Origin of the sequence: Brevibacillus sp. MER 51, assembly GCF_023714195.1 — a bacterium.
In the GTDB taxonomy this organism is placed as follows: domain Bacteria; phylum Bacillota; class Bacilli; order Brevibacillales; family Brevibacillaceae; genus Brevibacillus.
The window spans coordinates 237,515-251,366 of the sequence record NZ_JAMAUS010000002.1 but is presented as its reverse complement, the minus strand read 5'-3'; the positions used below and the strand labels follow the sequence as shown (position 1 = coordinate 251,366).

The window sequence follows — 13,852 nt, the reverse complement described above, 5'->3', positions numbered from 1 at the left end:
ACACGTTCGCTTTTTGGGTGCTTTGTGTTACAGTAGAGAGTAGAATCTTTGCTCACGGAGAGTGGACTATGCGCATTTTAGGAATTGACCCTGGCATTGCGATTGTTGGCTTCGGGGTTGTGGATAAAGAGGGCAGCCAATTGCGTCCCGTCCAATATGGAAGCATTCAGACAGAAGCAGGATTGCCAGTGCCGCTTAGATTAAAACAGATTTTTGAGGCAATGCAGAGCCTTCTGGAAACATATCGTCCCGATGAAATGTCTGTCGAAAAGCTTTTCTTTAATAAAAACGTGACGACGGCATTTACAGTTGGTCAAGCCCGAGGAGTTATTTTGCTTGCGGCAGAGCTGGCTGGTGTGCCGGTCTATGAATACACCCCGATGCAGGTCAAGCAAGCTGTGACTGGATACGGGGGAGCAGAGAAGAAACAAATACAGGAAATGACGAAGCTCCTATTGCGGTTAAAAGAAGTGCCAAAGCCTGACGACGTGGCGGACGCATTGGGCATTGCGATTACGCACGCACAGTTTCGCGCGTTCATTTCCATTTCGGAAGGGGTCAAGAAATGATTGATTTTGTAGAAGGTACACTTAGTTATCTCGATTCGGAATACATAGTTCTCGAAACCGGCGGAATTGGTTATCGACTGTTTTGCCCAAACCCGTACCAGTTCGTTCGGTATGAAGGCAGCAAAACCAAATTGTTTACCCACCATCACGTTCGGGAGGATGCCATCTTGTTGTATGGCTTCGCTACCCGTGACGAACGCGATTTGTTCCGCAAACTGCTTGATGTTAGCGGAATCGGTCCAAAGGGTGGATTAGCTATTCTGGCTGCGGCGACGCCTGAGCAGCTGGTGATGGCGGTTCAACAGGAGAATGTTACCTATTTGACGAAATTTCCGGGGATTGGGAAAAAGACGGCCCAGCGCATTATCCTCGATTTGAAGGATAAATTGGTAGGGTACACACCATCTGCGATTTTGACTGTTGCAGCGGGTGATTTGACAGCAGGCGAACAAGCTGTGTCTGCACTGAACGAAGCACTCGATGCGTTGACTGCACTGGGTTACTCTGATGGTGAACTGCAAAAAATCAGAAACACGCTGTCTGAGAAATCAAAAGAGGGCGATGGTGTAGAAAAGCTCATCAAACAAGGGCTTGCGTTGCTCATGAGGGGGTAGGATTTTGGATTCTCGGATCATCACGACGCATATGAATTGGGAAGAAGATGCGGCGGAGCTGAGCCTCCGTCCTCGTTATTTAAACGAATACATCGGTCAGCAGCATGTGAAGGAAAACTTGAAAATCTTTATTGAAGCGGCCAAGATGCGGAAAGAGTCATTGGATCACGTACTGCTGTACGGTCCGCCTGGACTAGGGAAGACGACTTTGTCGCAAATTATTGCAAATGAGCTGGGTGTGAATATCCGAACGACGTCTGGTCCGGCAATTGAGCGCCCCGGTGATTTAGCCGCGATTTTGACGAATTTGCAAGAAGGCGACGTCCTGTTTATTGACGAGATTCACAGGCTCAACCGAAGTGTCGAGGAAGTTTTGTATCCGGCTATGGAGGATTTTGCGCTGGACATCATTATCGGTAAAGGGCCAAGTGCTCGCAGTGTCCGTTTGGATTTGCCGCCATTTACACTGGTCGGGGCTACGACGCGGGCTGGCATGCTGTCCGCGCCGCTTAGAGATCGCTTTGGGGTCGTTAATCGCCTGGAGTTTTATACAGTCCCGGAACTGACCTTTATCGTTTCACGGGCAGCCGACATCCTGCAGGTCGTCATTCGAGAGGGCGGGGCAGAAGAGATTGCCAGACGTTCACGCGGAACACCCCGGGTGGCAAACCGTTTGCTGAAGCGGGTCCGCGATTTTGCCCAGGTAAAAGGCGAAGGCGTCATTACGACAGAGATTGCCAAGGAAGCGCTGGAAAGATTGCAAGTGGATGCCTGCGGTCTCGATCATATTGACCACAAGCTGTTGCTAGCGATTATTGATCGCTTTGACGGTGGACCGGTTGGACTGGATACGATTGCAGCAACAATCGGAGAAGAGTCACAAACGGTGGAAGATGTTTGCGAGCCATACCTCATGCAGATTGGCTTTATGCAGCGGACGCCGCGGGGGCGGGTTCTTACCCCAAGTGCGTACCAACACTTTGGTCGGGAGATGAAATCGTGAATCCTGTAGCCAAGCTACTCATTATTGGTGGTGCTGCTTTAATCGTAGTCGGTCTTTTGTGGCAGGTAGGTGGCAGATTTTTGCCGCTGGGGCGCTTGCCCGGAGATATCGTGGTAGAAAAGGAAAACGTCAAGTTCTACTTTCCGATCGTGACTTGTATTGTGATTAGCATCGTCCTGTCTCTTGGCATGTATTTATTCCGGCTGTTCAAATAGGGGAAATGTGAAGGCCATCGGAGCTCATCGTTCCGGTGGTTTTTTTGCGTGCGGGCGTTTGGTCCCATTTTACGAAAAAGGCAGGAGATCAGCCTGCGATTGTCGAAAAACAGTGGGAAGACATGCCAATTTTTGTTGTAAATCAGGTGAAGAAAGGACAATGGACGACATGAGAAAGAAATGGATGGGGAAAGTCCTTTCGGTGGGCCTGCTGTCAGTAGTTCTCGTAGGAGGACATGTACCAGCGCAGGCAGCCGGCGACAATATCAGAGTTGCGCTTTTTGTGGATACAGGGCAAGGCTATCGGGGAGTAGTTCCTTCCATTACGCTGACTGCTGAAAATGGAATGGATGTCGTGCTCAATGGACCCGAAGGCAAGACAGATTTACCCGAATTAAAGGGAGATGCAGCTCGTTACCGGGTTGATGAATATCATCTGATCGTTGCCGAAACAGGTGACTGGAATCGCGCACAACAGATTGCACAGCAAATGAGTCAACGAAAATACGAAGGCTCAATCCAGGTGGCTAATCGTAACGGTCAGACCGTCTATCAGGTTGTAAGCGGAACGTATGACACGTATCAAGCTGCTGCAAATCAGGCAAAAACAGTTGCCCAAGCAATCGGGCAGAATCCGCTGGTAAAAGGTCCGCATCGACTCGAAGCGGGTACATTCAAAAGCTTAAAGGAAGCACAAGAATGGCAAGCGTCATTTGAAGCAGCAGGTATTCCTGCTTACCCCGTGATGGTATCCGATGGGGATAAAGTCAAATATGCGGTTTGGATCGGTGACGAGGTTAGCCCTGATGCCGTGAAAGAATTGAAACGAAGAGCAAACGCTGCATTTCCTTCTTTCTCCTATCAGGAGCCAGACAGCCAATCTTATGTTATATTGAAGCAGGATGTATACGGATCACCAGATGAAGTGATTTGGAAGTATGTTTTCTCCCCTCAAGTTAAGCTGACAGTTGAAGCGAATAAAGCAGGCGATGAATCGGTGATTGGCGTTGTGGAACGAGAGCAGCGTACATATCGCGGTGAGATGGAGCTGTCGGAATACAATGGTCACTTGACACTAGTAAATGAGCTTCCAATGGAAGAGTATCTGTATGGTGTCGTTGGCTCTGAAATGGCTCCAGGCTGGCCGTTGGAAGCATTGAAAACGCAGGCCGTCCTTTCGAGAACTCGTGCTGTGTGGCAAGGCAATAAGTATGGAGTTGCCAATGTGTCTGATACGGTTTTCGAACAGGCGTATTATGGCTATACAAAAGAGTCTGATGATGTGCGTGAGGCCGTCGACGAGACTGAAGGCGAAATCATTTACTACCAAGGCAAACCTGCTGAGTCGCTCTTCTATTCCAATGCAGGCGGTATGACAGCGGACGGCACAGAAGTATGGGGCAATCCGGTTCCTTATTTGCGATCTGTCGAGAGTAAAGACACCTATCCACTGGACAATGCAAGCGTATGGTATAAGGTGGCTTTAGCAGATGGCACGCTCGGCTATGTAAGAAATGATCTGGTAACCGAAACGGGCCAAAGCAATTCAGCGGGCCAAAGAATCGCGGTCATTTCGACCGAGAATACCAATTTGCGCTCAGGTCCAAGTACAACGACACAACGTGTGTTGTCTGTACTCCCTACTGGCGCAGAGGTTACGATCCTTTCAGAAGTAAAAGAAGAAAATGCGTATTCGTGGACGCGCGGTCCATTTACCTCTACAGAGATCGCAGCCATGATCAACGCCGCGCATGACAAGAACAAAGCTCCACGCATTTCGGGAAACGTAACGAGCCTGAAAGTGACAGAGCGCGGTCCATCTGGACGTGTGATCGCGATGGAAGCAAACGGGACGCCAATCGTCGTCTCTTCACCGGATGCTTTGCGTTCTGTTTTTCAACAAGGTGGCTCCCCTCTGCGCAGCACGAAGTTTGAAGTAGAAAAAATCAATGGTTCGCAGTTCATCTTCCGTGGTACTGGCTTTGGACACGGACTTGGTGTTTCGCAATACGGAGCACGTGCGATGGCAGAGGAAGGGTATGACTACAAGGATATCTTGCAACACTACTACCAGGATGTGACAATCGAAAAGTAAGTCGTTTGCCACAAGATCTACCGCAAAAAGGAGTAACGATTTCGTGGACGTGCAACAATTTGATTTTGATTTACCGGAGCATTTGATCGCCCAGCACCCGCTAGAAGACCGAACTTCATCGAGATTGCTCGTGTTAGAGAAACAAACAGGCAATATCGTTCATCAGCAATTTACCAATTTAATCGATCATCTCCAAGCAGGGGACGTACTCGTCATGAATGACAGCCGCGTTTTACCTGCCAGATTGATTGGTGAAAAGGCTGAGACTGGTGCGAAAATAGAAATCCTTTTGTTAAAATCACTTGGTGATGATCGCTGGGAGACGCTGGTAAAGCCCGGTAAGCGGATGAAGCAGGGGACAGAAGTGGTTTTTGGTAACGGTCTTTTGCGTTGTGTTTGTGAAGACGTGACAGAGACAGGTGGACGAATCGTGCGCTTTGTGTACGAGGGTATTTTTTACGAGATTCTCGACCAATTAGGCACGATGCCTTTGCCACCGTATATTCACGCGCAACTGGAGGACAGTGAACGTTACCAGACAGTCTATGCGAAGGAGCGCGGTTCAGCAGCAGCTCCCACAGCCGGGCTTCATTTCACGAAGCCGTACTTGGAGCAAATCGCTGCCAAAGGCGTACAGCTGGCTTATGTAACACTGCATGTTGGACTTGGGACTTTTCGCCCTGTATCAGCGGATTCCGTGGAAGAGCATGTTATGCATGCGGAGTACTATCAGATTCCCGAGGAAACAGTAGAGCTGGTGAACCAGGCAAAAGCAGAAGGTAGAAGAGTAATCGCTGTCGGGACGACATCCTGCCGAACATTGGAGACAGTAGGGCGCGCGAATGGAGGAAAGCTGGTGGCAACCTCTGGTTGGACGGATATTTTCATTTATCCGGGTTACACGTTTTCCATCCTGGACGGGCTACTGACAAATTTCCACTTGCCGAAGTCTACGCTCGTTATGCTAGTGAGTGCTTTGGCTGGAAAAGAGAATGTGATGCGTGCTTACAAAACGGCTGTGGAAGAGGAGTATCGTTTCTTCAGTTTTGGCGATGCGATGCTAATTTTATAAAAATGTGAACAACCCACCTGTATAAGTGTATACTTATTAGTCAGGTGGGTTTACTTCACCCAGAAGTTTTTCTATAATAGGTAAGACTTACATACATAGCTTGAGGAGTGCAAAGATTTGGCTGTACGCTACGAGTTAATCAAAACATGCAAGCAAACTGGTGCACGTCTCGGTAAGCTACATACACCTCATGGGACGATTGACACCCCTGTCTTTATGCCTGTCGGTACACAAGCGACAGTAAAGACGATGAGCCCCGAGGAGTTAAAAGCGATTGGTGCGGGCATCATCCTCAGCAATACGTACCATTTGTTTCTTCGTCCAGGGCATGAAATTGTTCGCGAGGCAGGCGGACTGCACGGCTTTATGAATTGGGACCGTGCCATTCTGACTGATTCCGGCGGTTTTCAAGTATTTAGCCTTAGTAACCTCCGCAAGATCACGGAGGAAGGAGTATCCTTCCGTTCCCACCTAAACGGAGAGAAGCTGTTTATTGGTCCTGAAGAGGCTACACAGATTCAAAACGCGTTGGGTGCCGATATTTTCATGGCATTCGATGAGTGTGCTCCTTATCCTGCGGAGTACGATTATGTAAAAAAATCAATGGAGCGAACAACCCGCTGGGCAGAGCGTTGTCTGAAGGCGCATACTCGTCCAAACGAACAAGCGCTGTTTGGTATCGTTCAAGGTGGAATGTTCAACGATTTGCGCGCACAAAGTGCACGAGATCTCGTTTCCATGGATTTCCCAGGATACGCGATCGGCGGTTTGAGCGTGGGAGAACCGTTTCCTTTGATGTACGAAGTGCTGGAGCATACCGTTCCACTGCTTCCAACAAGCAAAGCCCGCTATTTGATGGGGGTTGGTTCACCAGATGCTCTTATCGAAGGAGCGATCCGCGGCATCGACATGTTTGATTGTGTGTTGCCGACAAGAATCGCCCGCAATGGGACATGCATGACAAGCCAGGGAAGACTGGTCATCCGCAATGCAAAATACGCGCGCGACTTTACCCCGCTTGATCCAAATTGCGATTGCTACACCTGCAAAAATTACACACGTGCTTACATCCGACACCTGGTCAAGTCGGAGGAAACCTTTGGCATCCGATTAACTACCTACCATAACCTGCACTTCTTGGTGAAGTTAATGGAGCAGGTGCGTCAGGCTATTGCCGAAGACCGCTTGCAAGATTTCCGCGACCAGTTTTTCGCTCAATATGGATTGGGTGAAGATAGATCTTTTTAATCGAGGGGGATTTTTTTCATGGATGGCTTGACTCAGTTTTTACCGATTATCATCATGTTTGCGATTTTTTACTTCTTGCTGATTCGTCCGCAACAAAAGAAGGCAAAACAACGCAACGCTATGCTTGCTGCTCTGAAAAAAGGCGACAAGATCGTAACAATCGGTGGAGTGCATGGAACGATCCAAGAACTGTCTGATGATACAGTTACGTTGCGTATTGCTCACAACGTAAACGTTACTTTTGATCGTGGAGCGATCAACAATGTAGTTTCTTCCAGCAACGAACCTGCAAAGAGTGAACCAGCGAAGAGCGAAGAGACAAAAGAAGAATCCAAATAATACATGCGAAAAGCAGGTGGGTGATCCACCTGCTTTTTTCTGTCTTGTTTTAGCGGCGAGGCTTGATAATTTTAGGTTTACTGCCTTTATGCTTGTTGTTGGAATTGGCCGAATTCACGCCGAGAATCCCACCTAACGCGGCCACTCCAAAAGCGCCGAACAAGAACAGGAAGGTCCCCCATTGCATTGGTGCGTCAAAGCCGAGGAAGCCGATCAAGAGGATGAAGAGGAAGTATGTGAGTCCGGTAAGTCCGCCGTAGTACCAGCCCTTGCCGCCACAACGACGTCCTGTAACGAATCCCCCGATCAAGAGGGCGATGGCATTGATCACGTACGTAAAATAGGGCAGCGTGCCTTCCCGTATCGAGGTAAAGCTAAGAAGCAGGGTCGCGAGCAACGCTCCAATTAAAACAAGACATGTCGTATACAAGAGACCGGTCAGTACAGAGGTGGATGCACTTCGCACGGTATGTACCCCCTTATTGGAAGTGTTTGTACATCTATATGAGAGGCTTGGCTCACGTATTCATCTTCGCGTTGAACATTGATAGGAATTTTCGTATGATGGATGGGGAACGAGACGGGGGTGAGGAAGATTGATCAAAACGTACTTTTATAACCACTCTGAACAGAAGATGTTTCACGACGTTGATCTGGCAACGAAAGATCAATGGCTGAAATCACCAGAGGATTTGCTCTGGATCGATCTGTATGATGTGGGAAACAATGAACTGCCCTATATTGCCAAGATTTTCGACTTTCACCCGCTGGCAATTGAGGACTGCCTGCACGTCAGTCCACGTGCCAAGGTAGACAAGTACGATGACTACTATTTCTTCGTTTTTCACGCCCTGCGTTACAATGAAGAAAGCGATGACGAGATTACAACGGTAGAACTGAACGTTTTTCTCGGCCCTAACTACATCGTGACGATCCACAAGTCTCCGATGAATACCATCGGTCGGATCGCTGCCATGTGTCACCGCAACATTTCTTACTTGAACAGAGGTCCCGACTATTTGCTGTATGCCATAGTAGACGGGATTACCGATGAATACTTTCCCATTATTGATCGGATTAGTGTGCGGATTGACGAGCTGGAGGACGAGATTTATGAACATCAGATGGAGGAAATTACCGAAGAGTTCCTGGCGCTGAAGCGAACAATTATTTTAATCAGGCGTGTGATTATGCCGCAAAAAAGAATTTTCGCGAACGTCAATGGCCGTTACTCCTTCGATATTTCCGAGGAAAACGTTCCGTTCTACACCGACCTAACAGACCACCTGGAGCGGATTTCGGATTCAACGGAAACCTTCCGTGATCTGGTAAACGGTGCGTTGGATACGTACTACACCATCATTAGCGCCAAAACAACGGAGACGATGCGAGTTCTTACCATCATCTCCACGATCATCCTACCTTTGACATTTATCACCGGACTATTCGGGATGAATACTTTCGCATGGCTTGGAGAAGAAGCAGAACCTTATATGCTGATCGTGGCACTCGTGATTATGCTAGCCATGACGTTTGCCATGCTTCACATTTTCCGCAAGCGAAAGTGGCTGTAATTGGTGCTAATACTTTCCCTGCCCCCTGTTGAACACTACTATCAAATGTTCTTTGGGGGGCAGCGTAAGTGGATAATATTACTATGGTGTTACTTCGCACCCTTTTCTCGTATTTTTTCCTCCTGATTTTAGTGCGGTTAATGGGAAAGCGGGAATTGGGAAAGCTGTCCGTTTTTGATGTGGTCATCTCGATCATGCTTGCAGAAATGGCTGCACTGGCGATTGAGGATGTCGATAAGCCTGCTCTTCGGTTTTATTTGCCGATGCTGTTGATTGCCTTGTTGGAAGTCGCCTTCGCTTATCTGTCATTAAAGAGCAAGAAATTCCGCGATACAGTGGACGGCTCTGCCGATTTGATTATAGAAAATGGGCAAATCAGGGAACATGCGATGCGTCGCAATCGCTTGAACATGGATGATTTGATGGTACATCTGCGGCAAAAAGACGTAAAAAACATTGCGGATGTTGAATTTGCGCTGTTGGAGCCAACTGGACAGATGAGTGTGTTTTTAAAGGAGCAAAAAGAAAAGGTCTCGAGGGAAGATCTCGCGTTGATGGAGAAGCCACAGGTCGGTCCTGTCTCGTACAAAGGTCTGCCCATCCCCCTGATTCTCGATGGAAAGGTGAGAACGGAGGCCTTGAACAAGATCGGACAAAACGAGCTTTGGCTCAAACGAGAAATCCGGAAATACGGAATCAAAGACATTCGAGAGGTGTCTTTTTGCAGCATTGACGAGCGTGGCATCATGTATTTGGACAAAAAAGACAAGCCGCAGCAATAAGTGCTAGCGGCGAGGGAAGAACACGGCGAGTTGTTCGCCGATCCACGGAATGCGACGTACGTCTTGCTTGCCCAAGACGCGCATGGCGACGAGCAGGACAATGTACAGCAAGGTGCTAATGAAGGTGCTTGCAGTCAATAGCTGTCCAATCGAAATGTCCATAAACCAGTGCTTGGCAATGTAGGAACCGGAATAACCCATGAGTAGCATGGCGATCGCGATTTTGCCGAATTCCCGAAGGTCGATCGTAAAACCGATTTTTTTGATCAGGCTAGCAAAATGCAATAACGTCCCAAGCGTAATGCCGATATTAAGAGCAATGACAGCGCCGTGAATGCCGAATGCTGGATGAGCCGTGAAAAAAAACATCGCGACAGTTTTGACAATGGCACTGATCAGCGTATTTCGAAAGACGACCTGAGCGTAATCGAGACCTTGCAAGGCGGCGGCAAGCGGTGCTTGGAAAAACAGGAAGACGGAGAACGGTGCCAGCTCTTTTAACAGCACGCCAACCTCCCGATATTCATTGCCGTAAAGCAGGACACATAAAGGTTCTGCAAAGATAGTGAGCAAGACGGTACAAGGTGCTCCGATGACGAGTGTAATCCGCATGGCTTGATAAATGCGGCGATGCACGAGTGGAGCATTTTTTTGATAGGCGGCTTCAGCAACGGCAGGAACGAGGGAAACGGACAAGGAATACGTTAAAAAAGTAGGAAAAAGCAGCAAAGGAACGGCCATCCCTGCAAACTGTCCATACAAACCAGTAGCAGTCGAGGTGGTAAAGCCTGCAATGACCAGTGCGTATGGCACAAGCAACGGCTCTAGCACGTAAGCAATGGAGCCGATGACGCGGCTAAGCGTGACAGGGAGAGCGACATGGATGAGTTGCGACAAGCTCTTTTTGCTTGCTGAAACCGTCATGAGAAGAGGCTTATCCAAAAGCTGAGTTGCTGCTTTTTTGCTGCCTTTGCGATACTGCCAGAGAATGTACAAGAGTCCGGCGGCTTCTCCAAAAATAATGCTGGCGACAGCCCCTGCTGTGGCGTACTCAATGCCTGCCGAAAGAAACGACATCGTCATGACAACGACCAATGCCATTCGTACGACTTGCTCCACGAGTTGGGAGACGGCAGTAGGGATCATGTTTTGCTTGCCTTGGAAGTATCCTCGCAGGACAAGGGATATGCCGGAAATCGGGATGACCGGAATGGCTGCAAGCAGAACGATGTGTGCACGAGGGTCTGTGAATAGCATTCCGGAAATCCATTGAGAGAACAAGAGGAGCAGGACGCAAATGAACAGGCTAATCCCGCCAGCGACCGACAAGGCTAGTAACAAAAACCGGCGAGTCTGCTGCGGATTATTAGCTGCTTCCGTCTCTGCCACTTGCTTTGCAATGGCAACCGGAAGTCCGAATGTCGTCACAGTAATCAGAAAGTATAAAAGGGGCACAACCATCTGATAAAGCCCCATTCCTTCCGCTCCGATAATGCGCGACAACACGATCCTGTGAGCAAAGCCAAACACTTTGGTGATGCCACCAGCAATAATGAGGATGACCGTTCCGTAAAAGAAGGATTGTTTCATGGAAGGCTCCTTTGCAAGGATAAATTCACTCAGTAAAGAATATGGACGTGCCGCTGTCGGCATGACTACTTTGAGGGGGAAATTAGGATGGACCAAGCGCAAAAACAGGAATGGTATGGGCAAGTGGCAAGCCTTTGTGTAAGCAAGGCAGAGGAATTTGCTCTTTTGGGGTACGACAACGTGGCGCCTGAAGATGTTTGGGAATGCGTCACGAACGGCTATAAAGAAATGCCACCGATCCACCAGCTTGTCAACGACATATTGTCTCTAAAGCCAAACAAGTACATGAATTACCTCATGATACAAATGTATAAAAATTCTTAGTGATTTTATAGAAACTTCTGGTCGCCCTCTTCGTATACGTACATGTCGCGAAAAATGCAAGGGGTTGGTTACCATGGTTCACCTTTCCAGCAATAATTGACACGTTTTTTTGTACTTCGTTATAATGGGCATATTGGTTTCTCGTCTAGGACGGGACCCTGTTAGGAAAGAGGGGTATTACTACTATGATTAAATGGGGAAGATTCCTCCTGTTTCTGGTCGTTGTAGGGCTTTTGGCTACGCTCGTAGCAACAACGACCAAGCAGGTGGCAGGAAACATCACACTCGGTCTGGACCTGCAGGGCGGGTTTGAGATTCTGTATGAGGTAGAGCCTCTCGAGGCTGGGCACAAAGTTGATATCGAGCTTTTGAAATCAACAGCACACATGATTGAAAGACGGATTAACATCGGTGGCGTGGCTGAGCCAGTCACCACTACCGAATTGCCAAACCGGATTCGCGTTCAAATCGCATCACAATCAGCGGATCAGGACAAGCTTCGCGAGTTGATCGGGAAGCCTGCTCATCTGACATTCCGTGATGAAAATGGCAAGATTATATTGCAGGGAAGTGACTTGGCTCCAAACGGGGCAGCAGTTGGTTATGACGACCTGAAACGCCCGCTCGTAACCCTGAAATTCTCTGACCCGAAGAAGCTAGAAGACGCCACACGTGCAAACCTGCACAAACCAATGGCGATCTTTTTGGATGAGACGATGCAAACTAATCCGACCATTCAATCGGTCATTTCTGGTGGTAGCGCGCAAATTACTGGAAATTACACACAGGAATCGGCACAGGAATTGGCTGATCTGCTGAATTCCGGTGCGATGCCAGCCAAATTGATTGAGAAGCAAGTAACCTCCGTGGGTGCTTCCTTGGGAACTCTGGCTCTGGAGAAAACCTTGTATGCAGGGTATATCGGGGCTGCGCTGATCTTTATTTTCATGCTAGTTGTATACCGTATGCCAGGTATGATTGCAAACATTACCTTGGCTGGATTTACTTATTTTTGTATGGTCGTACTCGACTGGATGCATGCAACGCTGACGCTGCCAGGTATTGCTGGATTTATTTTGGCGGTAGGGATTGCCGTGGATGCCAACATTATTACCTATGAGCGCATCCAGGAAGAAATTCGTTCTGGCAAGACGGTCCTCTCTGCCTTCCGTGCAGGTGAACGCCGTTCCTTGATTACGATTATCGATGCTCATGTGACGACACTGATTGCAACGGGCGTTCTGTTTTTCTTCGGGACGAGCTCCGTACAAGGCTTCGCTGTTGTATTGGCGATGACGATTATCGTAAGTATCATTACCAACGTGTTTGGGTCCCGCTTCCTCCTCTGGCTGGTTGTCCGTTCCAACATGTTTAAAAAGCCGTTCTGGTTCGGGGTAAAGGAGAGTGAGATCCGTGAGCTATGATAAAGACCATACAGTAATCAGATTTGACATCGTGAAAAATCGCAGGAAGTTTTTCATCGCTTCCTCTGTGATTATTATCATCGGCCTTCTGTTTACGCTATTTCAAGGACTTCACCTTGGCGTTGACTTCAAGGCAGGAACTCGCTTGGATCTTTACATTGGAAAACAATTCAATCCGACAGATATAGAAGCAGTGATCAAGAAAGAGGTTCCTAATGTGAATTTCAGCGCGGTCACTCCGTACGGGGAAAATCATGGTCAGGCCTATACACGTTTTGACCAAACCATTTCATCTGACACACTGATGAAAGTGGAAATGGCTCTCAAAGCAAAATACGGTGAGCAGGTCTCGAAACAGGTTTCGTCGGTTGATCCGAGTATTGCGCAAGAGATGGTGAAAAAAGCAGGGATTGCGGTTGCGATTGCTGCTGTGGGTATTGCCATCTACATCGCGATCCGCTTCCAATGGCTGTTCGGTATTGCATGTGTCGTGGGGCTTGCCCATGACGTGTTTATCCCGATTGCATTGTTCTCTATCCTCGGGTTGGAGGTAGACATTACCTTTATCGCCGCGCTTCTGACGATCTTGGGTTACTCGATTAACGATAAAATCGTTATTTTCGACCGGATTCGGGAAAACTTGAGAACGATGAAATCCAAGACAATTCCTGAACTTGAACATCTGGTAAACGTGTCACTGTGGCAAACGATGCGCCGTTCTGTATACACGGTAGCGACTGTATTCTTCACAGCTCTTGCACTGGCTGTTTTGGGAAGCGAGAGCATCCAGAACTTCTCCTTGGCCCTGCTGTTCGGTCTGGTGAGTGGTACGTATTCCTCCATCTTTATTGCAGCCCAAGTATGGGTGAATTTGAAAGAACGGAATATGAAAAAGAAAAAAGAAGGAATGTAAAGGTGGACGAAACCGCAGGGAACCCTGCGGTTTTTCTATTCTCTGTTTCTGTATTTGTCGCAGTTTGAAGCCGTATGAGAGTTTTGCATA

15 protein-coding genes are annotated in these 13,852 nt (G+C 48.2%); 13 read left to right on the top strand and 2 right to left on the bottom strand.

Features of this window, described 5'->3' with window-relative positions:
- The first annotated feature begins 68 nt into the window (after positions 1 to 68).
- The 8 genes from ruvC (at position 69) to yajC (ending at position 7,155) form a co-directional block, all read left to right on the top strand.
- A complete protein-coding gene (ruvC, locus tag M3630_RS05585; RefSeq protein ID WP_106656748.1) occupies positions 69 to 569 on the top strand; it encodes a crossover junction endodeoxyribonuclease RuvC in 501 nt (166 codons plus the stop codon).
- A complete protein-coding gene (gene ruvA, locus M3630_RS05580; protein WP_047072771.1) occupies positions 566 to 1,183 on the top strand; it encodes a Holliday junction branch migration protein RuvA in 618 nt (205 codons plus the stop codon). Before ruvC ends, ruvA begins: the two co-directional genes overlap by 4 nt.
- Before the next feature lie 4 nt (positions 1,184 to 1,187).
- Positions 1,188 to 2,186 (top strand): Holliday junction branch migration DNA helicase RuvB, encoded by a 999-nt coding sequence (gene ruvB, locus M3630_RS05575; protein WP_012685582.1) that lies wholly within the window; start codon positions 1,188 to 1,190, stop codon positions 2,184 to 2,186.
- Positions 2,183 to 2,401, top strand: coding sequence for a DUF2905 domain-containing protein (locus M3630_RS05570; RefSeq protein WP_251251500.1), 219 nt, complete (start codon positions 2,183 to 2,185; stop codon positions 2,399 to 2,401). Before ruvB ends, M3630_RS05570 begins: the two co-directional genes overlap by 4 nt.
- A 160-nt stretch (positions 2,402 to 2,561) precedes the next feature.
- Positions 2,562 to 4,496 carry a SpoIID/LytB domain-containing protein gene (locus M3630_RS05565; protein ID WP_251251499.1) on the top strand — a complete coding sequence of 645 codons (1,935 nt, stop codon included), beginning with the start codon at positions 2,562 to 2,564 and terminating at the stop codon, positions 4,494 to 4,496.
- Positions 4,497 to 4,539: 43 nt separating this feature from the next.
- Entirely contained in the window at positions 4,540 to 5,568 is a 1,029-nt protein-coding gene (queA, locus tag M3630_RS05560) for a tRNA preQ1(34) S-adenosylmethionine ribosyltransferase-isomerase QueA (RefSeq protein WP_251251498.1), read from the top strand.
- Between the two features lie 117 nt (positions 5,569 to 5,685).
- The gene (gene tgt, locus M3630_RS05555) at positions 5,686 to 6,816 is read left to right on the top strand and encodes a tRNA guanosine(34) transglycosylase Tgt (protein ID WP_012685587.1); all 1,131 of its coding nucleotides are present in this window, start codon (positions 5,686 to 5,688) and stop codon (positions 6,814 to 6,816) included.
- Positions 6,817 to 6,834: 18 nt separating this feature from the next.
- Positions 6,835 to 7,155, top strand: a complete 321-nt coding sequence (yajC, locus tag M3630_RS05550; protein ID WP_173608455.1) for a preprotein translocase subunit YajC — start codon at positions 6,835 to 6,837, stop codon at positions 7,153 to 7,155.
- A 49-nt stretch (positions 7,156 to 7,204) separates the two neighbouring features.
- On the opposite strand, the gene M3630_RS05545 is transcribed toward yajC, so the two are convergent.
- On the bottom strand, positions 7,205 to 7,621 hold the full coding sequence (locus M3630_RS05545) for a TIGR04086 family membrane protein (RefSeq protein WP_232774105.1): 417 nt from the start codon (positions 7,619 to 7,621) through the stop codon (positions 7,205 to 7,207).
- A 130-nt stretch (positions 7,622 to 7,751) separates the two neighbouring features.
- Between M3630_RS05545 and corA the strand changes: the two genes are divergently transcribed.
- Both corA and M3630_RS05535 read left to right on the top strand, forming a co-directional pair.
- Positions 7,752 to 8,729, top strand: a complete 978-nt coding sequence (gene corA, locus M3630_RS05540) for a magnesium/cobalt transporter CorA (protein ID WP_007717563.1) — start codon at positions 7,752 to 7,754, stop codon at positions 8,727 to 8,729.
- 68 nt (positions 8,730 to 8,797) lie between these two features.
- Positions 8,798 to 9,511: a DUF421 domain-containing protein gene (locus M3630_RS05535; RefSeq protein WP_251251497.1), complete on the top strand. Its 714-nt coding sequence runs from the start codon at positions 8,798 to 8,800 to the stop codon at positions 9,509 to 9,511.
- Between the two features lie 3 nt (positions 9,512 to 9,514).
- On the opposite strand, the gene spoVB is transcribed toward M3630_RS05535, so the two are convergent.
- Positions 9,515 to 11,101: a stage V sporulation protein B gene (spoVB, locus tag M3630_RS05530; protein WP_251251496.1), complete on the bottom strand. Its 1,587-nt coding sequence runs from the start codon at positions 11,099 to 11,101 to the stop codon at positions 9,515 to 9,517.
- 87 nt (positions 11,102 to 11,188) lie between these two features.
- Between spoVB and M3630_RS05525 the strand changes: the two genes are divergently transcribed.
- From M3630_RS05525 to secF, 3 genes are all read left to right on the top strand, one after another.
- The gene (locus tag M3630_RS05525) at positions 11,189 to 11,425 is read left to right on the top strand and encodes a post-transcriptional regulator (RefSeq protein WP_173608451.1); all 237 of its coding nucleotides are present in this window, start codon (positions 11,189 to 11,191) and stop codon (positions 11,423 to 11,425) included.
- A 185-nt stretch (positions 11,426 to 11,610) separates the two neighbouring features.
- On the top strand, positions 11,611 to 12,849 hold the full coding sequence (secD, locus tag M3630_RS05520) for a protein translocase subunit SecD (protein WP_251251495.1): 1,239 nt from the start codon (positions 11,611 to 11,613) through the stop codon (positions 12,847 to 12,849).
- Complete coding sequence (gene secF, locus M3630_RS05515; protein ID WP_173608449.1) at positions 12,839 to 13,762, top strand: protein translocase subunit SecF; 924 nt, start codon at positions 12,839 to 12,841, stop codon at positions 13,760 to 13,762. The genes secD and secF overlap by 11 nt, the downstream gene beginning before the upstream one ends.
- Positions 13,763 to 13,852: the final 90 nt, after the last annotated feature.

Coding starts and splice junctions, on each gene's coding strand:
- secD (WP_251251495.1), top strand. CDS start 11,611: ATGATTAAATGGGGAAGATTCCTCCTGTTTCTGGTCGTTGTAGGGCTT.
- ruvA (WP_047072771.1), top strand. CDS start 566: ATGATTGATTTTGTAGAAGGTACACTTAGTTATCTCGATTCGGAATAC.
- M3630_RS05525 (WP_173608451.1), top strand. CDS start 11,189: ATGGACCAAGCGCAAAAACAGGAATGGTATGGGCAAGTGGCAAGCCTT.
- ruvC (WP_106656748.1), top strand. CDS start 69: ATGCGCATTTTAGGAATTGACCCTGGCATTGCGATTGTTGGCTTCGGG.
- spoVB (WP_251251496.1), bottom strand. CDS start 11,101: ATGAAACAATCCTTCTTTTACGGAACGGTCATCCTCATTATTGCTGGT.
- yajC (WP_173608455.1), top strand. CDS start 6,835: ATGGATGGCTTGACTCAGTTTTTACCGATTATCATCATGTTTGCGATT.
- M3630_RS05565 (WP_251251499.1), top strand. CDS start 2,562: ATGGACGACATGAGAAAGAAATGGATGGGGAAAGTCCTTTCGGTGGGC.